This is a genomic window from Streptomyces sp. NPDC101219, assembly GCF_044767675.1.
GTDB lineage: Bacteria > Actinomycetota > Actinomycetes > Streptomycetales > Streptomycetaceae > Streptomyces.
Genome location: NZ_JBIWOK010000008.1, coordinates 338,990 through 364,042 on the forward strand (window position 1 = coordinate 338,990; position 25,053 = coordinate 364,042).

Sequence of the window (25,053 nt, forward strand, 5' to 3'; positions counted from 1 at the left end):
CCGGTGCCCGGGCGGGAGGCTCCGGTGCCCGGCGGCTGAGGGCGCTGATGCTGCTGGGAGGCGCCCTCATCCTGCTCCTCCTCGGCAGCGCGTCCCCGGCCGGCGCGCACGCCGCCCTGCGCGGCTCCGACCCGGAGGACGGCAGCGTCGTCGAAACGGTGCCCGACCAGGTCACCCTCACCTTCACGGAGTCCGTCGCCCTCATGGACGACTCCTTCCGCGTCTACGGGCCCGACAACCGCCGCGTGCACGTCGAGGAACCCCGGCACGCGGACGGCAGGTCCGACACCGCCCTGGTCGACCTGCCGGACAAGCTGGCCGACGGCACGTACACGATCGCCTGGCGGGTGATCTCCGCCGACAGCCACCCGGCCTCCGGCGCCTTCACCTTCTCCATCGGCGAGCCCTCGCCCACCCCGCCCGCGGCCCCCACCGACCCGGGCGAGCACCCGGTCACCGCCAGCCTGTACAACACCGCCCGCTACCTCGCGTACGTCGCCGCCGTCCTGCTCGTCGGCGCGGCGGCGTTCGTGGCGCTGTGCCGTCCGACGGACACCGTCCCGCTGCGGCTGCCGCTGCTCACCGGCTGGTGGACGCTCCTCGTCTCCACCCTGGTGCTGCTGGTCCTGCGGGCGCCGTTCGAGTCGGCTGCGCCGCCGTCCGGCGTCTTCGACACCGCCGCCGTCAGCCGTGCGCTCAGCGGCCGCCCCGGCATCGCCCTGCTGGCCCGGCTCGCCCTCACCCTGGTGGCCGGCTTCGTCCTGCTCCGGCTCGCCCGGCGCCGGGAACCCGGCCGCACCCCCGCCGCGCACCTCGTCGTGGGCGGCGCCCTGTCCGTCGGGCTCGCCCTGACCTGGGCGGCGGCCGAGCACGCCTCCGCCGGGATCCAGGTGCCCGTGGCGATGACGTCGTCCGTCGTGCACCTGCTGGCGACGGCGTGCTGGCTCGGCGGTCTGGTGGCCCTCCTCGTCACCCTGTTCCGCGCGACGGCCCCGCCGCCCACCGCGACCGTCACCCGCTTCTCCCGCCTGGCCTTCCTCTCGGTGGTCGTCCTCGCCGTCACCGGCGTCTACCAGTCCTGGCGCGGTCTCGGCTCCTGGGACGCGCTCACCGGCACCCCGTACGGGAAGATCCTGACCGTGAAGCTGGCCGGCGTGGCCGTGCTGCTGGCGGCCGCCGCGCTGTCGCGCCGCTGGACGGGCCGCCTGGCGCGGGCGCAGGCCCCGGCGGAGGAGGCGGTGACCGTCCCGGACCGCGTGTCGGAGCTGGTGACCGCGGGCGGAGCGGGTGGCCCTGCCCTGCCCGCGGCAGCGTCCCCGAGCGGCCCGGACACCGCCCGCGCGACCGGGACCGCGGCGGACTGCGACCCGGAGAGCCCGGCTCCCGCCGACGGCCCGGGCACCCCCGACGAGCCGGAGTCCCCGCAGTCTCCGGAAGCGCCGGAATACACGGACGCCCCGGACTCCCCTGGTGCCCCGGACTCCCCCGAGGACCTGCACCGGCGCGCCCTGCGCCTGTCGGTCCTCGTCGAGGTCGCCGTGGCCGTCGTCGTCCTGCTCGTCACCACGGTCCTGACCAGCACCCTCCCCGCCCGCGCGCAGGCCGAGGCCGCGGCGGCAGGTGAGCCCCAGGTGGCCGGACTCCCGGCGGCGACGGCCGTCACCGTCCCCTACGACATCGGCGTCCCCGGCGGCAACGGCACGGTGCAGCTCACCCTGGACCCCGGCCGGGTGGGCGAGAACGGCGTCCAGGCGGTCACCTTCGGCCCCTCCGGAGCTCTGGCGATCGTCCCGGAGGTGCGCCTGTCCTTCACCCTCGAGGAGAAGGACATCGGTCCCATCGACGCACGCCTCACCGACCGCGGCGGCTACTGGGCCACCAGTGACCTCGTCCTCCCGCTGGAGGGCACCTGGACCATGAAGATCACCGTGCGGGTGTCGGAGGTGGACCAGGTGACCGAGACCCGGCGGATCCGGATCACCCGCTGACGGGTGCCGCGCCGAGCAGCCGGAGCATGTCCTGCGCCGCCCGCACGGCCGCGTCCCCGCAGCAGTTGTTGAACAGCACGTGCACCTGCTCGGCCCGCCCGGCGAGGCGCCGCAACCGCGGCACCCACCCGGCGAGTTCGCCCTCCCCGTACACGTGCCGGAACCGGTCCTCCTTGCTCCCTCTCCCCCAGGCGGTGCTGCGCCCGTGGAAGCGCACCACGGACAGCCGCGGCGAGGTCACGGGCGCGACCGGCGGGATCGACGACGGCAGCGACTGCGCCATGTCGACGCCCACGGCCGCCGCCCCGCACCGCGTGAGCAGCGCCGACGTCCGGTCCGCGCGCTCCTCCTCCCACCACGACGGATGCCGGAACTCCACGGCCACCGGCCACCCCCGCGCCCGCTCCACGCACTCCGACACGAACGCCTCGCCGCGCGCCCCCGCCCGCACCCACGGCGGGAACTGGAACAGCACGGAGCCCAGCCGCCCGCCCCGCCGCAACGGCGCGATCCCCTCGGCGAACCGCGCCCACACCTCGTCCAGCACCCGTGGATCCCGCCCGTCCGGCGGCAGCCCGGGCGGCATCACCGCGCTGCGTGTCGGATGCCCGGTGAGCAGCGAGAACGCCTTGACGTCGAACACGAAGCCCTCCGGCGTCCGTTCCACCCATAAGCGGCTGTTCCGCTCCGGGGGGAGCGCGTAGTACGACGCGTCGACCTCGACGACCGTGAACCGCTCCGCGTAGTACCGCAACCGCCCCTCGGCGCTGCGCCGCCCCGCCGGATACCATCCGCTCCCCAGCAGTGCCCGGTCGGTCCACGAACACGTCCCCACGAGAATCTGGCCCATGGGGCCCGGCTACCCCGGATCACCGCGGACGGACGTCCCGCAGCCCGGCACCGGCCCCAGGCCGCTACAGCCCGTCGCGTCCCGGGGTGCGCAGCGCCAGCAGGGCGACGTCGTCGTGGCCGGGCGGCTGGACGCGGCGCAGGAGCTGGTCGGTGAGGGACGGCAGCGGGCGGTGGGCGAGGGCGGCCGCGTGCCGGCGCAGCCGGTGCATGCCGTCGTCGAGGGTGTGACCGGGCGCTTCCACGAGACCGTCGGTGTACAGCAGCAGCGTGCTGCCCGGCGGCAGCACCACGGTCGCGTCGGTGCGGGGCGTGCGCACGCCGGTGCCGAGCAGGATGCCGTGGCCGTCGGTCAGGTACTCGGCGAGGCCGTCGCGGGTGACGAGGAGGGGCGGGGGATGGCCCGCGTTGGTCCACGTCAGCCGCCACCGGCCGTCGTCGGTCTCGGTCAGCCGGGCGAAGACCAGGGTGGCCATGGTGACGTCGGTGATCGGCATGATCGCCGCGTCCAGGCGCTCCACGACCAGGCTGGGCGGTTCCTGCTGGGACCAGCCGTAGGCGCGGAGCATGTTGCGCAGCTGCGCCATACCGGCGGCCGCCTCCAGGTCGTGGCCGACGACGTCGCCGATGGCGAGCGCCGTCGCGCCGTCCGAGAGGCTGAACGCGTCGTACCAGTCCCCGCCGACCTGGGAGGCGTCCGGGGCGGGCAGATAGCGCACGGTCAGCTGGAGGCCGGGCACCTGCGGCAGGTGGGGCAGCAGGTGGTTCTGCATCGTCTCGGCGACCTTGCGCTGGCGCTGGTAGAGACGCGCGTTGTCCAGGGCGAGACCGGCCCGGCGGGCGATGTCCTCCAGCAGGGGCAGGTCGGCGGCGGTGAAGGCGTCCCGCTTGACCCGGCCGAGGGTGAGGGCGCCCAGGACGGCCCGGGTGCTGCGCAGCGGGGCCATGACCGCGGAGTGGATGCCGGCCGTCTCGAACAGGCGCCGCTGCTCGACCATGATCCCGGAGTCCGGCTCGGTGCCCCGGTAGGTCTCGGCCCCGGCCAGCGCGGAGGCGATCCCGCGCAGCGCCCTCGACAGGGGCATCACCGACTCCTCCGGCACCGGAGGCATCGGCCCCTCCAGCTCCTCGTGACGCACCAGGGCGTCCCCGTCCGCCTGCACCACCACGGTGCGCCACACCTCGTCCCGCTCGGTGATCAGGTCGACGACGGCCCAGTCCGCCAGCCGCGGCAGCACCAGCCCCATCAGCCGGCGCAGCGCCTCGTCGACGTCCAGGGTGGACGTCAGCTGGGTCGTGGTCTCCGCGAGCAGGGCGAGGCGCTCGAAGTCGGAGAGCGTCTCGGCGCTCCGCTCCCCGCCCTCGTCCGCGTCCTCCGCCGGCCCCGGCGGGTGGAAGACGACGAGCGTGCCGGAACCGGTGTCCCCGAGCGCGTACGGCGTGAGCACCCACGAGACGCGCATCAGAGAACCGTCGCCCCGCTCGAAGTGCTCGTTGCGGCCCTGCGCCGGTGTCCCGCTGTGGAAGGACTGCCGCATCGCGCATTGCGTCGTCAGCAGGGGCTGGCCCTGGGGCCCGCGGTGCAGCAGGTCATGGGCGTCCTGCCCGACGAGCTCCGCGGCGGAGCGGCCCAGCAGCAGTTCGGCGTGGCTGTTCACGGCGACGATGCACCCCAGCTCGTCCGCGACGTAGGCCCCCGTCCCGATCGCCTCCAGCCCCGGCACGAGATGGGGGAGGGCCACTGTCGCGGACGGCTCCTGCTCGGCCTGCGTCCTCTCCTGTCCCACCATTTCCTCGCCTTCCTGGCAGCGGGCACGTCCCCCACGGCACGGTCACACGCGCACACGCCGGGTGCGCGCCTTCCTTCTCCCTATTCCCCCGATGCGGGGAGGGTCGGCAGCGATCCGGGTCACTAGTTGGTGGAGTGGGGGCGGGAGGGAGCGCGCGGGGGAGTCCGGGAGACATCCGGGGGGGAGTCCGGGAGAGGGCCTTCGCGGAGACACCGGACCGCGAGCCGGACCAACGTCCGGATACGAGTGGCGCGCCGGACAACGCGTCAGGACAACGTCGAAGGGCACAACGTCGAAGGGCCCCACCGCGAACGGTGGGGCCCTTCGACATCGTGCCCGGTGAGGCACTGGCGGAGGATACGAGATTCGAACTCGTGAGGGGTTGCCCCCAACACGCTTTCCAAGCGTGCGCCCTAGGCCTCTAGGCGAATCCTCCGCCGGAAACATTACATGACCCGGAGGCGTGCTCGCGAACTCGTTCCCCGGCCCCGGGATGGGGTAGCCTTTGCGCAGCCCCTCACGCGGCGCTATCTGACTGAACTCCCCCAGGGCCGGAAGGCAGCAAGGGTAGGTCGGCTCTGGCGGGTGCGTGGGGGGCGCTTGCGTGTGCGGGGCCGGTCGGGCGGGCGGGGCCGGATGTCGGTGGGCGCCTATAACCTCGTAGGCGTGTCGTCTCTCGCGCTGTACCGCCGCTATCGCCCGGAGTCGTTCGCCGAGGTCATCGGGCAGGAGCATGTCACCGACCCGTTGCAGCAGGCGCTGCGGAACAACCGGGTCAATCACGCGTACCTGTTCAGCGGCCCGCGCGGATGCGGCAAGACGACCAGCGCCCGGATCCTCGCCCGGTGCCTGAACTGCGAGCAGGGGCCGACGCCGACGCCGTGCGGTCAGTGCCAGTCGTGTCAGGACCTCGCCCGCAACGGGCCCGGCTCCATCGACGTGATCGAGATCGACGCCGCCTCCCACGGTGGTGTGGACGACGCCCGTGACCTGCGGGAGAAGGCGTTCTTCGGGCCCGCCCACAGCCGGTACAAGATCTACATCATCGACGAGGCCCACATGGTCTCCCCGCAGGGCTTCAACGCCCTGCTGAAGGTGGTGGAGGAGCCGCCGGAGCACCTCAAGTTCATCTTCGCCACCACCGAGCCGGAGAAGGTCATCGGGACCATCCGGTCGCGGACCCACCACTACCCGTTCCGGCTCGTGCCGCCGGGCACGCTCCGCGACTACCTCGGTGAGGTGTGCGGCCGGGAGGGCATCGCGGTCGAGGACGGTGTGCTGCCGCTCGTCGTGCGGGCGGGCGCGGGGTCCGTGCGGGACTCCATGTCCGTCATGGACCAGCTCCTCGCGGGCGCCGGCGAGGACGGTGTGACGTATGCCATGGCCACCTCCCTGCTCGGCTACACCGACGGTTCGCTCCTCGACTCCGTCGTGGAGGCCTTCGCCACCGGTGACGGGGCGGCGGCCTTCGAGGTCGTGGACCGCGTGATCGAGGGCGGCAACGACCCGCGGCGCTTCGTCACCGACCTGCTGGAGAGGCTGCGGGACCTGGTGATCCTCGCCGCCGTGCCCGACGCCGCCGACAAGGGACTCATCGACGCCCCCGCCGACGTCCTGGAGCGGATGCAGGCCCAGGCCGGCACCTTCGGCGCCGCCGAGCTGAGCCGTGCCGCCGACCTCGTCAACGAGGGGCTCAGCGAGATGCGCGGCGCCGCCTCGCCCCGCCTCCAGCTCGAACTGATCTGCGCGCGCGTGCTGCTTCCCGCCGCGTACGGCGACGAGCGGTCGGTCATGGCCCGCCTCGACCGGATCGAGCGGGGCGTGCAGTCCTCGGCCGGCGGCGGCGCCGCCGGGATGCCCCCCATGGGATACGTGCCGGGGCCCGAGGCCCACGGCGGCGCAGTGCAGGCCCCGCCGGCCGGGGCGGCCGTTCCGCCCGGCGGGGGTCCGGCCGCCGCCCGCGCGGCGGTGCGCGGCCCGGGCGCCGCCGAACAGCCCGCGGCCCCGGCGGCTCCCGCGCCGCAGGCGGCTCAGCAGGCCCCCGCGGCCCCCGCACCGGCCGCGGCTCCCACTCCCGCGCCGGCGGCGCAGCCCCCGGCCGCCCCCCAGGGGGGTGCCGACGCGCCCGGCGCCTGGCCCACCGCCGCCTCCGCCGGTTCCGGCGGCCGCCGTCCGGGCGGCTGGCCCACGGCCGCGCCGACGGGCGCGGCCCGGCCGCCCGCGGCCCCGGCCTCCCCGCCCGCCCCCGCTCCCGCTGCCCCCGCCGGCCCGCCGGCGGACCCGGCTCCGACGCCGTCGGGCGGCGGCGGGCTCGACCCGCGCGTGCTCTGGCCGAACATCCTGGAAGCGGTCAAGAACCGCCGCCGGTTCACCTGGATCCTGCTCAGCCAGAACGCCCAGGTGACCGGCTTCGACGGCACCACACTGCAGATCGGCTTCGTCAACGCGGGCGCCCGCGACAACTTCCTCAGCAGCGGCAGCGAGGACGTGCTGCGCCAGGCGCTGGGCGAGCAGTTCGGGGTCCAGTGGAAGATCGAGGCCGTCGTCGACCCCTCCGGCGGCGGTGGGGCGGCCCCCGCCCCGTCCGGCCCCTCCGGCGGGCGCAGCGGCGGCGGCACCGGTGGCCCCGGCCCGGGTGCCGGCCCCGGCGCGGGCCACGGCGGCGGGGGCGCCCCGCGTCCGCCCGCGGGCCGGCCGTCCGGTCCCGCCGGGTCCGGGGGCGGGCCCGTGCAGTCCGCCGCCGCCCCGGCCGCCCCCACGTCCGGCTACGCGGCCCCGGCCCCCGCACCCCGCCCCGCCGCCCCGGAACCGCCGCCCCCGGTCTCGCCCGAGGACGACATCCCCGAGGACGACGACCCCGACCTGGACGAATCCGCCCTCTCCGGGCAGGAACTGATCGTCCGTGAGCTGGGTGCCACCGTGGTCGAGGAGTTCAGCAACGACTGACCGGAGGCCCGCGGCTGGAGGAAGCTACGAACGTGTGCCGTGCGCTTCCTCGGAAGCCCGCACAAAGGGCACCCGCGTTCTGCCGTTAGGCTGATCCCGTGAAGGTCCTCGTCATCGGCAGCGGCGCCCGCGAACACGCCCTGTGCCGCTCCCTGTCCCTCGACCCCGCCGTCACCGCGCTGCACTGTGCCCCGGGCAACGCCGGTATCGCCGAGGTCGCCGAGCTGCACCAGGTCGACGCCCTGGACGGCGCGGCCGTCTCCGCCCTGGCCGCGCGCCTCGGCGCGGACCTCGTGGTGGTCGGCCCGGAGGCGCCCCTCGTGGCCGGCGTCTGCGACGCCGTGCGGGCCGCGGGCATCCCCGTCTTCGGCCCCTCCCGGGAGGCCGCGCAGCTGGAGGGCTCCAAGGCCTTCGCCAAGGACGTGATGGCGGCGGCGGGAGTGCCCACCGCCCGGTCGTACGTCTGCGTCACCCCCGAGGAGGCGAGCGCCGCCCTCGACGCGTTCGGAGCCCCGTACGTCGTCAAGGACGACGGGCTCGCCGCGGGCAAGGGCGTCGTCGTCACCGACGACCTCGAACTGGCCGCCGGGCACGCCGGGTCGTGCGACCGCGTCGTCATCGAGGAGTACCTCGACGGCCCCGAGGTCTCCCTCTTCGCGATCACCGACGGCGAGACCGTCGTGCCGCTCCAGCCCGCCCAGGACTTCAAGCGGGCCCTGGACGGCGACGAGGGCCCCAACACCGGGGGCATGGGCGCCTACTCGCCGCTGCCGTGGGCCGACCCGAAGCTGGTCGACGAGGTCATGGAGACGGTTCTCCAGCCGACCGTGGACGAGCTGCGGCGCCGCGGCACCCCCTTCTCCGGCCTGCTCTACGCCGGTCTCGCCATCACCTCGCGCGGGGTCCGCGTGATCGAGTTCAACGCCCGCTTCGGCGACCCGGAGACGCAGGTCGTCCTGGCCCGGCTGAAGACCCCGCTGTCCGGGGTGCTGATGGCCGCGGCCACCGGCGGGCTCGCCGACCTGGAGCCGCTGCGCTGGAGCGACGAGGCCGCGGTCACCGTCGTCGTCGCCTCGCACAACTACCCCGGCACCCCGCGCACCGGTGACCCGATCACCGGCCTCGACGAGGTCGCCGCCCAGGACGCCCCGGAGGCGTACGTGCTGCACGCCGGGACGCGCAGCGAGGGCGGCGCGGTCGTCAGCGCCGGCGGGCGCGTCCTGTCGGTCACGGCCACCGGCAAGGACCTCGCGGAGGCCCGCGACCGCGCCTACCGGGCGGTGGGGCGCATCCGGCTCGACGGGAGCCTGCACCGCACCGACATCGCGGCGAAGGCGGCCCAGGCCGTGGACGCGGTGCGCACGGCGCAGGTCGCGGCCCGGGCGGCCGCCGAGGCGGCCTCGCGGACCACGACGTAAGGACGCCGGCCGGGGCGCGCCCCCGGCGACGCCCCCGGAATCCTCGGCATGCCGGTCACGCCGGTCACGCCGGTCACGCCGGTCACGCCGGTCACGCCGGTCACGCCGGTCACGCCGGTCACGCCGGTCACACCCGGCGCACCCGGCACGGATCCTGCACCGGACCCGGTGGCCGGAAGGCTCCGGCCGTCCGCACCGCCCCCGTGGCCGGAAGGCTCCGCCCGCCCCGCCGTACCTGCGCCTCTTCCGGCCACCCGCACAACCCGGCAGGCCTCGCATCCGTCTCAGGAGCGGGGGCCTGATCCGCGCCGTCGTCAGCCACCTTTGCCCAAAGCCATTCCATCGAGTGAGCGATGTGCCATCCGGCTGACGGGGGACGGGGCCGCAACTATGGTGCCGCGCATGCCTTCCGGCACTTGGCCCACCGGCATTGCGATGTCAGTGACGGGTGCCACAGTGGGGGAATGAGCAACGCCAGGACAGCCGCGGCACCGACGGGAGGGGGCGAGGCCGGACCATGAGCGGAAGCGGGATGGGTGTGGAGGCGGGGGCGCAGGCCGCGCGTTCCCGGGCCGTCGCCGTGCTGCGGGTGCGCGGCCGGGCCCTGGCCCTCGCGCTCCTTCCGGCCGCCGCCGCGGTGATCCTCCTGGCCGGTGGTTCCACCGCCCATTTCGTGGGTCCGGGCTGGGACGCCGCCCGGCTGGTGCTCGTCCCCGTCGCGGTGCTCGCCCTGATCGCCGCCGCCGGTGTGGCCCTGCTGGTCGCCCGTGCCCGCCCCGCCATGAGCCCCACGGTCCCGGTCCCTGAGGACGCCGCCCCGGACCTGTACCGGATGGTGCGTGACCTGGCGGACCGGCTGGGCGTGCCCGCCCCGTCCGCGATAGCGCTCACCCCGGACTGCGACAGCTGGCTGGAGGACCGCACGCACCGGGCCCACGGTCTGCCGCCCGCCGAGGAGCACGACGACATAGCCGGCGCGGGCCGGTATCCGGCGCACCGGTCGGGTACGGCACCCGTGCTGGTCATCGGCTCGCCGTTCCTGTGGTGGATGCGGGTGGGGGAACTGCGCGCGGTGCTCGCGCCGGTCGTCGCCGGTACGGGACCGTCCGCGCACCCGGACATAGCCGCCGCCCGCCGCTTCGTGCGCGGGCTCGACGCCGCCGTCGCCGTCACCTCGGCACCGCACCGCGGCCCGGTGTTCCGCGGATCGCTGGCCGGTGTCGCCTGGGTGGCGCGGGCCCTGCTGCGCGGCTGCCGGGTGCATGCCACCGAGATGGAGCGCGGCGTGGCCGCGGCCGCCGCCGAGCGCGCGCAGGCCGTCGACTACGGGCTGCGGATCGTCGCCCAGGAGCAGGTGGGGCTGGCCTACGCGGGCTGGGACCGGCTGCTCACCCGGGTCGCGCTGCCCGCCTGGCGGATGGGCCGCTGGCCGTGCCATCTCAGTGCCGGCGTGGTGGCCGCGCTGACCGAACTGTCCCGCCGGGACCGCCTGGCGGAGGGGTTCGCCTCCCGCCTCGGTGAGCGCCCCGCCTGCGATCTGCTGGAGGAGCCGGGCGCGGTCGACGAAGCCGTCTCCCTGCTCGCCGCCCGCCTCTTCCACGGCGGCCCCGCCGAGACCGGACCGGACTGGTCGCCGGTCCACTGGAGCGACTATCCGGAGGAGGTGGTGGACCGCAAGTGGCGCACCGACGCGGCCCGCCTCCACCGGGTGCTGGACGCGCTCGGCGTGCGTCTCGCCACCGGGGGTGGATCCCCCGGCCCCGACGGCCCGACCCTCTCCCGCGTCCTGGACCACCTGACGGTCCCCCGCCCCGCGCCGCCGGGCCCGGCAGGGCCGCCGGACCGCCCGCCCGCCCCGCCGGAGCGCGTCACGGACGACACCGACACCGACACCGACGCCGACGACGACGACCTCTCCGGTACCACCGAACGCAGCGCGGCCCTGGCCGCCCGGCTCAGCGCCGAACTGGCCCGCGAGGAAGCCGCCGTGACCACCGCGCGGGCGGCCGCCACCGCCTCCGCCGCCCCGACGGGGACCGCCGCCGTCACCCCCGCCGGCACCGGCCCGTCCGACTCCGCCTCCTCCTGGGACGACGGGGCCCTGCCCCTGTTCCCGCTCCAGCCCCCGCGCACCGCCCGCGAACTCCTCTCCGACCACCTCACGGCGATGGTCTGCTGCGCGGCGATGGACACCGCGGGCGCGGCCCCCGGCCTGGACTGGCTCGACGGACCGGTCCTGCTCGTCGGCGGGGCGCGGAGCGCGGACCTGTCGGACTATGTTTTGAGCCTGATCGAGGACGGCGACCCCACCCCGCTCCGGGACTGGCTGGCCAGGCAGGGCATCCGGCCGGAGAAGCCGGTGCGCCTCGTCTGAACGGCGGCCCGGACCCGTCGTACCGCGCCGCATCCGCCCCTCGGCCGCCGCCGGCGTCCGCGCACCGCCGCGCCGCACCACCCCGGTCGCGCCCCGCACACCACCCCACGCCCCGGAGCTGACCCTTCCGCTTTCGGTCAATTCACAACGACCGGTGACGGGGTGCGTGCGTTATGTGATGTGCTGGGACCGTTCACACGCTCGTTGGCAGAGCTTGCGACATACGACAAGCACATACAGGGCGGGCCGGGTGCGCGAGGAGGGGAGCCACCATGAGTGCGGATCGGAACCGCCGGAAACCGGGTGCCGGGGCACACGCCGTCGGCGCCCCCTTCGCCGGAAGCCATCCCGGCCCCCTCCCGTGGTTACGCGGGGGTGAGCGGCACGACGGCGACACCGGCCGTGCCGTCCCCTGGTACCTGGCGCCCCCGGCGGCCGGACCCGGCGGCGACAGCACCCGCACCGCAGGCCCGGGCACCCTCGGCCCCCGGGTGGCCGACGACGTGCACCGGCAGATCAAGGGCTTCGCGTCGGCCGGCGGGGTCGCACCCGGCGAGGCGATCGACTTCCACATCACCGTCGACCCGCCCCAGGAGTTCGGCGTCGACGTCTACCGCATCGGCCACTACAACGGCCACGGCGGCACCAAGATCACGTCGAGCCCCCGCCTGTCGGGCATCGTGCAGCCCCCGCCGCTGACCGCCGACCGCACCGTCTCCTGCCACCACTGGTGGCTGTCCTGGCGGCTCCAGGTCCCGTCGTACTGGAGCGTCGGCGCGTACGTGGCCGTGCTTACCACCGCCGACGGCTACCGCTCGCACATCCCCTTCACGGTCCGCGACGACCGGCCGGCCGACCTGCTCCTCGTCCTGCCCGACGTGACCTGGCAGGCGTTCAACCTCTACCCCGAGGACGGCCGCACCGGCGCCAGCTTCCACCACGCCTGGGACGAGGACGGCCGGCTCCTCGGCGAGGCCGACGCCGCGACCACCGTCTCCTTCGACCGCCCCTACGCGGGCGACGGCTTCCCGCCGCACATCGGCCACGCCTACGACGTCATCCGCTGGGCCGAGCGCTACGGCTACGACCTCGCCTACGCCGACGCCCGCGACCTGCACGCCGGCCGCGTCGACCCGACCCGCCACCGGGGCCTGATCTTCCCCGGCCACGACGCGTACTGGTCGAAGCCGATGCGCGCAGCCGCGGAGGCCGCCCGCGAGCAGGGCACCTCCCTGGTGTTCCTCTCGGCGGGCACCCTGTACCGGCAGGTCGAGCTCGGCCCCTCGCCGTCCGGGGTCCCCGACCGCCTGCTGACCAGCCGCAAACGCCGCGGGCCGGGCAAGCCGGTGCTGTGGCGGGAGAACGACCGCGCGGAGCAGCACCTGCTCGGCATCCAGTACGGGGGCCCCGTGCCGGAACCGCAGCCGCTGATCGTGCGCAACGCGGACCACTGGCTGTGGGAGGCGACCGGCGCCGGGGACGGCGACCCGGTGGACGGGCTGGTCGCGGGCGAGGCCGACCGCTACTTCCCGCGCGCCCCGCTGCCCGCCCACGACGAGCGGGTGCTGCTCGCCCACTCCCCGTACACCGACGGCGAGGGGGCACGGCGGCACCAGGACACCTCGCTGTACCGCGCACCGTCCGGCGCCTGGGTGTTCGCCTCCGGCACCTCCGCCTGGTCGCCGGCCCTGGACCGCCCCGGCCACGTCGACCCCCGTATCCAGCGGGCCACCGCCAACCTCCTCGACCGGATCTGCAAGCGCGACTGACGAGGGACGGGCGCGCCCTCCCAGCCGACGGGCCCGCCCGGGCACGCCGACGGGCCCGCCCGGGCACGCCGACGGGCCCGGACCCCGGAACGGAACGGGCCCGCCTCCCCTCCCCGGCCGGCCGCCCCCGCCGCCCCCCGCCACCCGCGGCCGGAACCGATCCCCGCATACGGGAGAATCGAGCCATAGGACAGAACCACGGGGAGGAACCGTGTCCGGATTCGTAGAAAAGCCCGAGCCGACCCAGGTTCCCGGTCTGGTGCATCTGCACACCGGCAAGGTGCGCGAGCTGTACCGCGACGAGGCGGGCGACCTCGTGATGGTCGCCAGCGACCGCATCTCCGCCTACGACTGGGTGCTGCCCACCGAGATCCCCGACAAGGGCCGGATCCTCACCCAGCTGTCCCTGTGGTGGTTCGACCGGCTCTCGGACCTGGTCCCGCACCACGTGCTGAGCACGGAGCCGCCCGAGGGCGCCCCCGCGGACTGGGCTGGCCGCACCCTCGTCTGCAAGTCCCTGCGCATGGTCCCCGTGGAGTGCGTGGCCCGCGGCTATCTGACCGGCTCCGGCCTGGCCGAGTACCGGCAGACCCGCACCGTCTGCGGTCTCGCCCTCCCCGAGGGCCTGGTGGACGGCTCGGAGCTGCCCGCCCCGATCTTCACCCCGGCCACCAAGGCCGCCGTCGGCGAGCACGACGAGAACGTCTCCTACGAGGAGGTCGCCCGCCAGGTCGGCGCCGACACCGCCGCCCGGCTGCGCCAGGCGACCCTCGCGGCGTACTCCCGCGCCCGGGACATCGCCCGCGAGCGGGGCATCGTCCTCGCGGACACCAAGTTCGAGTTCGGCTTCGACGGCGACACCCTGGTGGTCGCCGACGAGGTGCTCACCCCGGACTCCTCCCGCTTCTGGCCGGCCGACCAGTGGGAGCCGGGCCGGGCGCAGCCGTCGTACGACAAGCAGTACGTGCGGGACTGGCTGACCTCCGCCGAGTCCGGCTGGGACCGTGCGGCCGAGCAGCCCCCGCCGCCGCTGCCGCGGCACGTCGTGGAGGCGACCCGCGCCAAGTACGTGGAGGCGTACGAGCGTCTCACCGGCGTGGACTGGGACTGAGGGAAGCGCCGGGAACGGCGAAGGCCCCGGTCGGTGACCGGGGCCTTCGGATGCGGAGCGGACGACGAGGTTCGAACTCGCGACCTCAACCTTGGCAAGGTTGCGCTCTACCAACTGAGCTACGTCCGCGTGCGCCGTGGCGCGGAAGCAACTATACCCAACCGCGCTCGCGCGCGAGGCGCACCGCCGCGTGCCGGTTCTCCGCCCCCAGCTTGGTCGCGGCCGACGACAGGTAGTTGCGCACCGTCCCCTGGGACAGCGCGGCCCGCTCCGCGATCTCCGCGACCGGTGCCCCGTCGGCGGCCAGTTCCAGGACCTCCGCCTCACGCACGGTCAGCGGGGAGTCGCCGGCGGCGATCGCGTCGGCGGCCAACTCGGGATCCACGTAACGGTTTCCCGCGTGCACGGTGCGGATGATCTCGGCGAGCCGCTGGGCGCTGACGGTCTTGGGGACGAAACCGCGCACCCCCGCCGCGAGCGCCCGCTTGAGGTGACCGGGCCGGCCGTGGCCGGTCACGATCAGCACCCGGCAGCCGGGCACCTCCGTGCGCAGGGATGTGGCGACCTTCACACCGTCGGCGCCGGGCATCTGGAGGTCCAGCACGGCGACGTCGGGGGTGTGCGCCCGCGCCATGGCCAGCGCCTCGGGGCCGGTGGCCGCCTCGGCGACCACCCTGAGGTCGTCCTCCAGGGCGAGCAGGGCGGCCAGCGCGCCGCGGATCAGGTGCTCGTCGTCGGCGAGCAGCACCCGTACGGCCTGCGTCACGAGGCAGCCTCCCCCACGGGCCCGTCGCCGGCGAGCGGCACCTCGGCGGTCAGCCGGAACCGGTCCTTGCCCACCCGGCCCGCCTCCAGCCGGCCGCCCACCGCGGCCAGCCGTTCCCGGAGCCCGGCCAGCCCGGAGCCGCCGGAGAGCGGAGCCCGGACGGTCCCGTCGGAGCCGCCGGCCGCCGGGTCGCCCCCGTCCCCCCCTCCGGCCCCGCTGCCCCGCCCGGCCCCGTCGTTCTCCACCGTCAGCACCACGCGTCCCTCCACCGTCCGTACCGTCACCGCACACCAGGCCGCATCGCCGTGCCGCAGCACGTTCGTGGTCGCCTCCCGCACCACCCAGCCGAGCGCCGACTGCACCCGCGGCGGCAGTCCGGCGGGGCGGCCGGTCACCTCGCAGTCGATGCCCGCGGCGGCGAGCACCCCGCGCGCACCGGCGAGTTCCGCCTCCAGGTCGGCCTCCCGGTAGCCGCGCACGACGTCGCGGACCTCCCGCTGGGACTCCTGGGCGATGCGCTGCACCTCGATCATCTGCTCCACCGCCTCGGGCCGTTCGCGCCGGGCGAGCTGGACGGCGAGCTCGCTCTTGAGGGCCATCACGGCCAGGTTCCGTCCGATCACGTCGTGCAGGTCCCGGCCGAACCGCAGCCGTTCCTCGGCGACGGCCAGCCGGGCCCTGGTCTCGCGGGCCTCGTCGAGTTCGAACACGGAGTTCAGCAGCCAGGCGGAGAACATCGAGGTGAAGGCGAGGAGTGCGGCACCGACGAGGATCCACAGGGCCGTGAAGAAGGCGGCTGCGGCGGGCATGCCGAGCAACACCGCCACGCAGCCGGTGCCCAGGCCGAAGCCGGCGACGAGCGCCCCCACCTTGCGCCGCTCGCGCATGCCGAGGGCGAGGGCCGCCGTGCCGAAGATCAGCACGGTGCCGGCCATCGAGACGCCGGCTCCCGCGATGTCCGAACCGCGTGGCTCGGTGGCGGTGAGCGCCAGGGCGCCGGCCGCCACCGCGGCGGACAGCGCGCCCAGCGCCCACATCAGCGGCACCGGCCGACCGCGGCGGCCACGGAGCCAGTCCAGGGCCCGCGAGGCGGTCAGCATGCTCAGGGCGGCGTGCGCGCACACGGCGGGCAGGAACACGGCCGAGGCCGCTGGGCCGGCCATACCGGCGGTGGCCAGCACGACGGTGGCGATCTCGATGAGCCCGAAGAAGTGGTACGACCACCGGGTGTAGGTCTCCACCTTCGCCGGTGTGCTCTTGCGCCGCCACCAGCCGCCCGGCCTGCGCATGCTCCGCCCGCCCCGCTTCCGCCGCTCGGCGCCGTCGATCAGCGTCGTGGCTCCCAGCGGAACCACCGCCGTACAGCAAACACCGACAGGGCGGTCCAGGCCACCGCGGTCACCAGGGCGGTCAGCGAGTCGGACGCCGACAGGTCGCCGCTCCAGCCGCCCCGGACGAGGGTGACGACCGGGGTCAGCGGCAGCAGCTCGCAGAACGTGGCGATCCGGTCGGGCAGCACCTCCAGGGGCACGGTCATGCCGGAGCCGAGCATCGAGACGATCAGCAGCGGCATCGGGGTGACCTGGGCGCTCTCCGTGGTGCGGGTGAAGGCGGCGGTGACCGCGCCGAGGGCGACGCAGATCACCAGCCCGAACAGCAGGCCGGCGACGATCAGGTGCGGCGCGGACGGGGCGGACATGTCCAGCAGCAGGGCGCAGCCGGTCATCAGCAGAAGGCTCTGCAGGAGCCCCGTGGCGGCGGCCGGCAGGGCCGAGCCGGCGAGGATCTCGGCGTCCCGCAGTTCCCCGGTGCGCAGTCGCTTGAGGACGAGTTCCTCGCGCCGGGTGACGAAGATGCCGACGAGCGCCGAGTACACCGCGAACAGCAGGGCGAAGCCGATCGCGGCGGGCAGCACCACGGTGCCCAGGGTCAGCCCGGCGCCCTTGAGGTCCATCTCGTCGGCCGCCTGGGCCACGCTGAGCGGGAGCAGCAGGGGCACGAACAGGGCGGCGAACAGGGTGCCCTTGCTGCGCCCGTACATGGTGAGCTCGGCGCGGGCGAGTGCGGCCATCCGGCCCGCCGGGGTGGTCAGGGGCCGCGCGGGGGCGGCCTGGGGGGTGGCGGTGGCCGGGGTGCCGCTCATGCCGCGAACTCCTTCGTCGTGCTGGTCCCCGCGAGGTCGGGGCCTTCGGCGGCCCCCTTCGCGATGCCGAGGAACGCCTCCTCCAGGGAGGCCGACCGCACGTCCAGGCGGCGCAGTTCGACCCCGGCGCGGTCGGCCCACACCAGGAGGGCGGTGGCCGTCCGCTGGAGTTCGCGGGTGCGCAGCCGGACGATGCGGCCGTCGGTCTCGTGCGCGGTGACGCCGAGTTCGTCGAGCGGGGGCAGGTCACCGACGAAGTAGCCCTCGGGCAGTTCGAAGGAGATCCGGGACGGCTGGGCGGCGGTCACCTCGGCCGGGGTGCCGGCGGCGGCGATGCGTCCCTGGTGCAGGATCGCGAGGCGGTCGGCGAGGTTCTCCGCCTCCTCCAGGTAGTGCGTGGTGAGGAGCACGGTGGTGCCGCGGTCGCGCAGGGCGCGTACCAACTCCCAGGTGGCCTGGCGGCCTTCGGCGTCCAGTCCGGTGGTGGGCTCGTCCAGGAAGAGCACCTCGGGGTCCCCGAGCAGGGCGAGCGCGAGGTCCAGGCGGCGCCGTTCGCCGCCGGAGAGCTGCTTGACCCGCACGGCGGTCTTGCCCTCCAGGCCGACCTGGGCGAGAGCCTCGGCCACGGGGCGGGCCCCGCTGACGCAGCCGGCCCACATGCGTGCGGTCTCCCCGACGGTCAGTTCCGACGGGAAGCCGCCCTCCTGGAGCATGACGCCGGTGCGGGGGCGGACCGCGGCCCGTTCGGTGTACGGGTCGTGCCCGAGGATGCGGATCCGGCCGTCGGCCGGTGCGGAGAGACCCTCCAGCAGTTCGACGGTGGAGGTCTTGCCGGCACCGTTGGTGCCCAGCAGTGCGAAGACTTCCCCGCGGCGCACGGAGAAGTCGATCCCGCGCACCGCCTCGAACCCGTCGCTGTACACCCGTCGCAGGCCGGTGACCTCGATCACGTGCTCGTCGTGCTCGTTACCTGACATGCCCCCATCCTCACCGCCTGGTCGGGCGCATGACAGTGCGGGGTGTCACGGGTCGGCATGACAAATGTCAGGGGCCGGATCCCGTCGGGGGCGGCCGGTACCGCGCGCACGAGAAAGCCCCGGTCCCTGGGGACCGGGGCTCTCCTCATGGAGCGGACGACGAGGTTCGAACTCGCGACCTCAACCTTGGCAAGGTTGCGCTCTACCAACTGAGCTACGTCCGCATTGCCCCCGACCAGCTTTCACCGGTCGGTGCGAGCACCAGCCTACCTGATCCACAAGGATGCTTGGTGGGCGGTGCAGAGCGGGTGACAGGAATTGCACACTGCGCCTTCCCCCTGGAAGGGGGATGTTCTACTACTGAACTACACCCGCATGTACTCCGTGAGCCGGACCATCGCGGTCCTGCCCGGCGGCGTGTCTCAGACTCTAGCTGATCACCAGGGGTGCTCCGCAAGTCGGTTGACGCGGGCCCCCGCTGACCGGCCGTCGGGGCGGGCGGGCGGCTGCGTGCCGGAGCGGTCCCGGGACGTCCCGCGCGGGTGTCGCGGGGCTCGGGGCGGCACGCGGTCGGTGTGCTCCCGCGGTGCGCGGCCCGGTCAGCGGGCGGCGGCGAACGCCTCGTAGACCCGCTTGGGGATGCGGCCGCGGGCGGGGACCTCCATGCGGTTCGCCTGGGCCCAGGCCCGTACGGCGGCCGGGTCGGGGGCGACCTCGGTCTGCCGGTACGCCCTGCCGGAGCGGGAGCGCTTGCGGCCGGCCTCGACGTAGGGCGCGAGCGCCCTGCGCAGTTCGCCGGCATTTGCTTCGTTCAGGTCGATCTCGTAGGACGTGCCGTCCAGTCCGAAGGCGATCGTCTCCGCCGCTTCCGAGCCGTCGATGTCGTCAAAGAGAGTGACCACGACCTTCTGCGCCACGAATATCGGTCCCTTCGTGCGACATCTTCGGCCGATGTCCGTCCATGACGTCGCAGATGACGTGCCGGGACGTCACCGGGATGTCGACTGTCGGCCCTGTAATAGGGCAAAGCATCCGCTAATGACAATTCATTTGTACAGCGCCGGGCAATGCATTGTGAAGCCCGACTAAATCTGCCCGCGTGTCCGGCGCGCAATAGCGTCGGGGGAGAGAAGGCGGATCTTTCCCGGATCTTTTCCATGCTGTCTCCCCGCGATGCCGAATCGTGATCGGGGTCACGTAGATTCCTCCAACTCTACCCGCGTAGAAATTTTGTACGGGTAGTCTGAAGGAACCTGCTCAGCACCACACACCGGGAGTGCCAGTGGCACGCGTCGTAGTCGACGTCATGCTCAAGCCGGAGATCCTCGACCCCCAGGGCCAGGCGGTGCAGCGCGCACTGCCGCGCCTGGGATTCGAAGGGATCTCGGACGTCCGTCAGGGAAAGCGATTCGAACTGGAAGTTGACGGGCCGGTCGACGAGGCCGCGCTCGCCCGCATCCACGATCTTGCGGAATCCTTCCTCGCCAACACCGTGATCGAGGACTTCACCGTCCGGGTCGAGGAAGTCGCGGAGGCCGTGAAGTGACCGCTCGTATTGGCGTCGTCACTTTCCCCGGCAGTCTCGACGACCGGGACAGCCGGCGCGCGATCCGTCTGGCCGGCGCCGAACCGGTGGCGCTCTGGCACAAGGACAAGGACCTCAAGCAGGTCGACGCCGTGGTGCTGTGCGGCGGGTTCTCCTACGGCGACTACCTGCGGGCCGGGGCCATCGCCCGTTTCTCGCCGGTCATGGACACCGTCATCGAGCAGGCGAAGGCGGGCCTGCCCGTCCTCGGCATCTGCAACGGCTTCCAGATCCTCACCGAGGCCCACCTGCTGCCCGGCGGCATGCTCGGCAACGACCACCTGCACTTCATCTGCCGCGACCAGAAGCTGCGGGTGGAGAACGCGGACACCGCCTGGACCGCCGACTACACGGCCGGCCAGGAGATCCACATCCCGCTGAAGAACATGGACGGCCGCTACGTGGCCGACCGGCGGACGCTGGACGAGCTGGAGGCCGAGGGCCGCGTGGCCTTCCGCTACATGGACTTCAATCCCAACGGCTCGCTCAACGACATCGCCGGCATCACCAACGCCGCGGGCAACGTCGTCGGCCTCATGCCGCACCCCGAGCACGCCGTCGAGCCGCTGATCGGTACGGGCCGTACCGACGGCCTGCCGTTCTTCACCTCGATCCTCAAGAAGCTGGTCAACGCATGAGCCGATCGCCTCTGGACACGGTCGAACACGCGGCCGCGACCCCCGACGTCGAGCTGCCCTGGGCCGAGCTGGGCCTGAAGAAGGACGAGTTCGAGCGGATCGTCGAGATCCTCGGCCGCCGCCCGACCGGCGCGGAGCTGGCCATGTACTCGGTGATGTGGTCCGAGCACTGCTCGTACAAGAGCAGCAAGGTCCACCTGCGCCAGTTCGGCGAGAAGGCCCCCGAGTCCGACGCCATGCTCGTCGGCATCGGCGAGAACGCCGGCGTGGTCGACGTCGGCCAGGGCTACGCGGTCACCTTCAAGGTCGAGTCCCACAACCACCCCTCCTACGTCGAGCCCTACCAGGGCGCGGCCACGGGTGTCGGCGGCATCGTCCGCGACATCATCGCGATGGGCGCCCGCCCGGTCGCCGTCGTGGACCCGCTGCGCTTCGGCGCCGCGGACCACCCGGACACCAAGCGCGTGCTGCCCGGCGTCGTGGCCGGCATCGGCGGCTACGGCAACTGCCTGGGCCTGCCCAACATCGGCGGCGAGGTCGTCTTCGACGCCTGCTACCAGGGCAACCCGCTGGTCAACGCCGGCGCGATCGGCGTCATGCGGCACGAGGACATCCACCTCGCCAAGGCGTCCGGCGCCGGTAACAAGGTCATCCTCTACGGCGCCCGCACCGGCGGCGACGGCATCGGCGGCGCCTCGATCCTCGCCTCCGAGACCTTCGACGACGCGAAGCCGTCGAAGCGGCCCGCCGTCCAGGTCGGCGACCCCTTCCAGGAGAAGCTGCTCATCGAGTGCACCCTGGAGGCGTTCCAGGAGAAGCTGGTCGTCGGCATCCAGGACCTCGGCGCGGCCGGCCTGTCCTGCGCCACCTCCGAACTGGCCTCCAACGGCTCCGGCGGCATGCGCGTCACCCTCGACGACGTCCCGCTGCGCGACTCCACGCTCTCGCCCGAGGAGATCCTCATGAGCGAGTCGCAGGAGCGCATGTGCGCGGTCGTGGAGCCCGGCAAGGTCGACCGGTTCCTGGAGATCTGCGAGAAGTGGGACGTCATCGCCACCGTCATCGGTGAGGTGACCGACGGCGACCGCCTGGAGATCTACTGGCACGGCGGCAAGATCGTCGACGTCGACCCGCGCACCGTCGCCCACGACGGCCCGGTCTACGAGCGCCCCTACGCCCGCCCCGAGTGGCAGGACGCGCTCCAGGCCGACGACGCGAACAAGCTGCCCCGCCCGGAGACCGGCGAGGAGCTGAAGGACCAGGTCCTGAAGCTGGTCGGTTCGCCGAACCAGGCGTCGAAGCAGTGGATCACCCAGCAGTACGACCACTTCGTGCAGGGCAACACCGTGCTGGCGATGCCGGAGGACTCCGGCATGATCCGCGTCGACGAGGAGACCGGGCTCGGCGTCGCCATCGCCACCGACGGCAACGGCCGCTACGCCAAGCTGGACCCGTACACGGGCGCCCAGCTGGCCCTCGCCGAGGCCTACCGCAATGTGGCGACGACCGGCGCCAAGCCGCTCGCCGTCTCCGACTGCCTGAACTTCGGCTCGCCCGAGGACCCGGCGGTCATGTGGCAGTTCGCCGAGGCGGTACGCGGTCTGGCGGACGGCTGCCGGCAGCTCGGCACCCCGGTGACCGGCGGCAACGTCTCGCTCTACAACCAGACCGGCGAGGCCGCCATCCACCCGACCCCGGTGGTCGCCGTCCTCGGCGTCATCGACGACGTGGCCCGCCGCACCCCGGCCGCCTTCCGCGAGGAGGGCCAGCTCATCCACCTCCTCGGCGACACCCGCGAGGAGTTCGGCGGCTCGGCCTGGTCCCAGGTCGTCCACGACCACCTCGGCGGCCTGCCCCCGGCGGTCGACCTGGAGCGGGAGCGCCTGCTCGCCGAGATCCTGATCTCCGCCTCCCGCGACGGCATGATCGACGCCGCGCACGACCTGTCCGACGGCGGTCTGATCCAGGCGGTCGTCGAGTCGGCGCTGCTGGGCGGGAAGGGCGCGCGTCTGATCGTCCCGGACGGCCTGGACGCCTTCACCTTCCTGTTCTCCGAGTCGGCCGGCCGCGCGATCGTCGCCGTCCCGCGCTCGGAGGAGCTGCGCTTCACCGACATGTGCGGCGCCCGCGGCCTGCCCACCACCCGCATCGGTGTCGTCGACGGCGACACGGTGGAGGTGCAGGGCCAGTTCGCGCTGACCCTGGCCGAGCTCCGCGAGACCCACGAGGCGACGATCCCGGCGCTGCTGGCCTGAGCCGCGGTACCCGTGCCGTACGAAGCCCCCGCCCTTTCCGGCGGGGGCTTCGTCGTGTCCGGACGCCGGGCCGGGGCGGTTGCCCGGCGTCTGTCCACAGGTGTGCACAGCCTCTTGCGTGAGATTACGTAGTTACGTAATCTCGAAGCTGTGGAACTGGAAGAGCGCATGACCGAGCTGGAGCGCCGTATCGCGGCGCTCGAATCTGCCGACCGCACGGCTCCCGGGATGGGGGAGGGCGACTTCTGGGCCCTGGAAGGGCTCAAGGAGCAGCTCGCCGAGCTGAAGGCCGCCGACGGAGGCGTGCTGTTCACGGGCGCGGTGCGGCTGCCGACCGGCGAGCGGTACGACTGGCAGCACGGCGCGCTCACCTCGGAGCTGCTCACCTACGAGTGGCCGGATGCGGCCGAGTCCTTCGCCGCGCTCGGCCACCCGGTCCGGCTCCGGCTGCTCCGCGAGATAGCGGGCGGCCGCCGCACCGCCGCCGAGCTGGCCGAACTGGACGGCGTCGGCACGACCGGCCAGATCTACCACCACCTGCGCCAGCTGACGGCCGCCGGCTGGCTGCACACCACCGGCCGGGGACGCCACGAGGTCCCGCCGGGCCGGGTCGTCCCGCTGCTGGTGGCGCTGTCGGCGGCCCGTCCCTGACCGGCCCGCGACCACCGCACCATCGACGAGACCGGGGGCACCATGTCCGCACGCAAGATCGCCATGACCGTCTTCCGCTGCCTGCTCCTGGGCTTCGTCGCCCTGGTGGCGGCCCACGTCGTCCTGGGCTGGGACCACCCGGTCTGGTGGAACTTCCTCCCGCTGGCCCTGGCGTATCTCCTGATCACCGTGGTCAACCGGTGGGGCGGCACACCCGACGCGCCCGGCGCGGCCCGGCCGCCCGTCGAGGTGGACCCGCCCGTGACCGGCCGCTGGTCCGCGCTGAACAGCCCGGCCGACCGCACCCCGAGCCACGGCGTCCACGCCTACGGCCAGACCTACGCCATCGACGTCCTCGCCGAACCGGAGCCGGGCGCCCGCCCCGGCTTCTCCGCGCTGTGGCCGCTCAGCCGCCGCCCCGGGGAGTACCCGGCGTTCGGCAGCCCGCTGCTCGCCGTGGCCGACGCCACGGTCGTCCGCGCGCACGGCACCCAGCGCGACCACCGCAGCCGCAGCTCCCTGCCCGCCCTGCTGTACCTGATGCTGATCGAGGGCTCGGTGCGCGAGATGGCGGGGGTCCGCAGGATCCTGGGCAACCACCTGGTGCTGGACCTCGGGGACGGCACCTACGCCGCCTACGCGCACCTGCGCCGCGGCTCCCTGGCCGTCCGCGAGGGGGACACGGTGCGCGCGGGCCAGGTCGTCGCCCGCTGCGGCAACTCCGGCAACTCCACCGAGCCCCACCTGCACTTCCAGCTCCAGGACGGACCCGACCCGGACACCGCGCGCGGTATACCGTTCACCTGGCGCGGCATCGGCGTCCCCCGCAACAACGAGGTCTTCGAGGTCCCGGCTCGGCCTGTCGGCGCCCGCCCGTAGGCTTCCGCCATGCCACCGGCCAGGAAACGCCCCCGCTCCTACGACCCCGCCAAGACCCGTGCCGCCGTCCTGGCCCAGTTCGCGGCCGTGCGGTCGGGGGTCCGCACCCTCGCCCCGGACCAGCTGGAACGGCCCACCCGGCTCGGTGACTGGACCGTGCGGGAGCTCGTCGTGCACATCGGGGCGGTACTGACGGCCGTGGGACGGCTGCTGGCCGAGCCGGAGCCCGCGCGCCAGGACGGGCGGCTGCTCGACTGGCCGTCCGCGATCGCCGCCGACGCGGACGCCATCGCCGGCACCGCCCGGGCCCTGGCCGCCGAACACCACGACCTGGAGGCGTACCTCGCCGGGGCGGAGGAGCGCTTCACCGCCGACCTAGACGCCCACCCGGGCTCCCGGCTCCTGCCCACCGGCGCCGGGGCGCTGCCGCTGGCGGACTACCTGGTCACCCGCACCGTGGAGCTCGTCGTGCACACCGACGACCTCAACGATGCCGTGCCGGGCCTCGGCCTCCCGTACGACCGTCAGGCCCTTGCGACCGCCACCCGGCTGCTGGCCGACACGCTCGCCGCCGAGGCCCCCGGCGGGTCGACCGAGGTGCGGATCCCGCCCCACGCGGTGGTGCAGTGCGTGGCGGGCCCCCGGCACACCCGGGGCACCCCGCCCCACGTCGTCGAGACCGACCCGCTGACCTGGATCCGGCTGGCCACCGGCCGGACGGCCTGGGCGGAGGCGGTGTCGGCCGGCGCGGTCCACGCGAGCGGGGAGCGCGCGGACCTCTCGCCGTACCTGCCGTTGCTGGCGTGAGCCGGGACGGCAGCTCTCGGAGCCCCCGGACCACCTGGAGCGGCCGGAGCGAGCGGGACAAGGGGAACCGATCCCTCCCGGCCCCCGTCGAACCGGCATGTACACAC

The 25,053-nt window shown here is 74.1% G+C and carries 19 protein-coding genes, 4 tRNA genes and 1 other RNA gene; 13 read left to right on the forward strand and 11 right to left on the reverse strand.

Annotated elements, in window-relative coordinates; translation table 11 throughout:
• Positions 1-47 precede the first annotated feature (47 nt).
• Positions 48-1,988, forward strand: a complete 1,941-nt coding sequence (locus tag ACIRPP_RS18790; protein ID WP_403643801.1) for a copper resistance protein CopC — start codon at positions 48-50, stop codon at positions 1,986-1,988.
• Here ACIRPP_RS18790 and ACIRPP_RS18795 read toward each other — a convergent pair.
• From ACIRPP_RS18795 to ACIRPP_RS18805, 3 genes are all read right to left on the reverse strand, one after another.
• On the reverse strand, positions 1,978-2,838 hold the full coding sequence (locus tag ACIRPP_RS18795) for a DUF72 domain-containing protein (RefSeq protein WP_403643804.1): 861 nt from the start codon (positions 2,836-2,838) through the stop codon (positions 1,978-1,980). The genes ACIRPP_RS18790 and ACIRPP_RS18795 overlap by 11 nt on opposite strands.
• A 64-nt stretch (positions 2,839-2,902) precedes the next feature.
• Positions 2,903-4,627 (reverse strand): SpoIIE family protein phosphatase, encoded by a 1,725-nt coding sequence (locus ACIRPP_RS18800; RefSeq protein ID WP_403643807.1) that lies wholly within the window; start codon positions 4,625-4,627, stop codon positions 2,903-2,905.
• A 348-nt stretch (positions 4,628-4,975) separates the two neighbouring features.
• Positions 4,976-5,063, reverse strand: a tRNA-Ser gene (locus ACIRPP_RS18805).
• A gap of 72 nt (positions 5,064-5,135) precedes the next feature.
• Between ACIRPP_RS18805 and ffs the strand changes: the two genes are divergently transcribed.
• From ffs to ACIRPP_RS18835, 6 genes are all read left to right on the forward strand, one after another.
• Positions 5,136-5,234: signal recognition particle sRNA small type (ffs, locus tag ACIRPP_RS18810), an RNA gene on the forward strand.
• A 59-nt stretch (positions 5,235-5,293) separates the two neighbouring features.
• Complete coding sequence (locus ACIRPP_RS18815) at positions 5,294-7,573, forward strand: DNA polymerase III subunit gamma and tau (RefSeq protein ID WP_403643810.1); 2,280 nt, start codon at positions 5,294-5,296, stop codon at positions 7,571-7,573.
• A gap of 98 nt (positions 7,574-7,671) precedes the next feature.
• A complete protein-coding gene (gene purD / locus ACIRPP_RS18820; RefSeq protein WP_403643812.1) occupies positions 7,672-8,991 on the forward strand; it encodes a phosphoribosylamine--glycine ligase in 1,320 nt (439 codons plus the stop codon).
• Between the two features lie 517 nt (positions 8,992-9,508).
• A complete protein-coding gene (locus ACIRPP_RS18825; RefSeq protein WP_403643815.1) occupies positions 9,509-11,365 on the forward strand; it encodes a hypothetical protein in 1,857 nt (618 codons plus the stop codon).
• Between the two features lie 272 nt (positions 11,366-11,637).
• Entirely contained in the window at positions 11,638-13,134 is a 1,497-nt protein-coding gene (locus ACIRPP_RS18830; RefSeq protein WP_403643818.1) for a N,N-dimethylformamidase beta subunit family domain-containing protein, read from the forward strand.
• A 211-nt stretch (positions 13,135-13,345) separates the two neighbouring features.
• Complete coding sequence (locus tag ACIRPP_RS18835) at positions 13,346-14,245, forward strand: phosphoribosylaminoimidazolesuccinocarboxamide synthase (protein WP_403643821.1); 900 nt, start codon at positions 13,346-13,348, stop codon at positions 14,243-14,245.
• Between the two features lie 56 nt (positions 14,246-14,301).
• Here ACIRPP_RS18835 and ACIRPP_RS18840 read toward each other — a convergent pair.
• The 8 genes from ACIRPP_RS18840 to ACIRPP_RS18875 all read right to left on the reverse strand — a co-directional run bounded on the left by ACIRPP_RS18840 (position 14,302) and on the right by ACIRPP_RS18875 (position 19,048).
• Positions 14,302-14,374 (reverse strand) — tRNA-Gly (locus ACIRPP_RS18840).
• A 22-nt stretch (positions 14,375-14,396) separates the two neighbouring features.
• Positions 14,397-15,011 carry a response regulator transcription factor gene (locus ACIRPP_RS18845; RefSeq protein WP_164334373.1) on the reverse strand — a complete coding sequence of 205 codons (615 nt, stop codon included), beginning with the start codon at positions 15,009-15,011 and terminating at the stop codon, positions 14,397-14,399.
• A complete protein-coding gene (locus ACIRPP_RS18850; RefSeq protein ID WP_403643987.1) occupies positions 15,008-16,300 on the reverse strand; it encodes a sensor histidine kinase in 1,293 nt (430 codons plus the stop codon). Before ACIRPP_RS18850 ends, ACIRPP_RS18845 begins: the two co-directional genes overlap by 4 nt.
• A gap of 38 nt (positions 16,301-16,338) precedes the next feature.
• Positions 16,339-17,154, reverse strand: a complete 816-nt coding sequence (locus ACIRPP_RS18855) for an ABC transporter permease (protein WP_403643824.1) — start codon at positions 17,152-17,154, stop codon at positions 16,339-16,341.
• Positions 17,151-18,131: an ABC transporter ATP-binding protein gene (locus tag ACIRPP_RS18860; protein ID WP_403643827.1), complete on the reverse strand. Its 981-nt coding sequence runs from the start codon at positions 18,129-18,131 to the stop codon at positions 17,151-17,153. The genes ACIRPP_RS18855 and ACIRPP_RS18860 overlap by 4 nt, the downstream gene beginning before the upstream one ends.
• 148 nt (positions 18,132-18,279) lie before the next feature.
• Positions 18,280-18,355 (reverse strand) — tRNA-Gly (locus tag ACIRPP_RS18865).
• A 79-nt stretch (positions 18,356-18,434) separates the two neighbouring features.
• Positions 18,435-18,506: transfer RNA gene (locus tag ACIRPP_RS18870), tRNA-Gly, on the reverse strand.
• A gap of 224 nt (positions 18,507-18,730) precedes the next feature.
• Positions 18,731-19,048, reverse strand: coding sequence for an Lsr2 family protein (locus ACIRPP_RS18875; protein WP_164338824.1), 318 nt, complete (start codon positions 19,046-19,048; stop codon positions 18,731-18,733).
• Positions 19,049-19,413: 365 nt separating this feature from the next.
• Here ACIRPP_RS18875 and purS point away from each other — a divergent pair, with 365 nt between their 5' ends.
• From purS to ACIRPP_RS18905, 6 genes are all read left to right on the forward strand, one after another.
• A complete protein-coding gene (gene purS, locus ACIRPP_RS18880) occupies positions 19,414-19,677 on the forward strand; it encodes a phosphoribosylformylglycinamidine synthase subunit PurS (RefSeq protein ID WP_010045045.1) in 264 nt (87 codons plus the stop codon).
• Positions 19,674-20,354, forward strand: a complete 681-nt coding sequence (gene purQ / locus ACIRPP_RS18885; protein ID WP_403643831.1) for a phosphoribosylformylglycinamidine synthase subunit PurQ — start codon at positions 19,674-19,676, stop codon at positions 20,352-20,354. The genes purS and purQ overlap by 4 nt, the downstream gene beginning before the upstream one ends.
• The gene (purL, locus tag ACIRPP_RS18890) at positions 20,351-22,609 is read left to right on the forward strand and encodes a phosphoribosylformylglycinamidine synthase subunit PurL (protein WP_403643834.1); all 2,259 of its coding nucleotides are present in this window, start codon (positions 20,351-20,353) and stop codon (positions 22,607-22,609) included. Before purQ ends, purL begins: the two co-directional genes overlap by 4 nt.
• A gap of 150 nt (positions 22,610-22,759) precedes the next feature.
• A complete protein-coding gene (locus tag ACIRPP_RS18895; RefSeq protein WP_403643836.1) occupies positions 22,760-23,260 on the forward strand; it encodes an ArsR/SmtB family transcription factor in 501 nt (166 codons plus the stop codon).
• Positions 23,261-23,302: 42 nt separating this feature from the next.
• Entirely contained in the window at positions 23,303-24,139 is an 837-nt protein-coding gene (locus tag ACIRPP_RS18900) for a M23 family metallopeptidase (RefSeq protein WP_403643839.1), read from the forward strand.
• Positions 24,140-24,148: 9 nt separating this feature from the next.
• Entirely contained in the window at positions 24,149-24,946 is a 798-nt protein-coding gene (locus ACIRPP_RS18905) for a sterol carrier family protein (protein ID WP_403643842.1), read from the forward strand.
• Positions 24,947-25,053 lie beyond the last annotated feature (107 nt).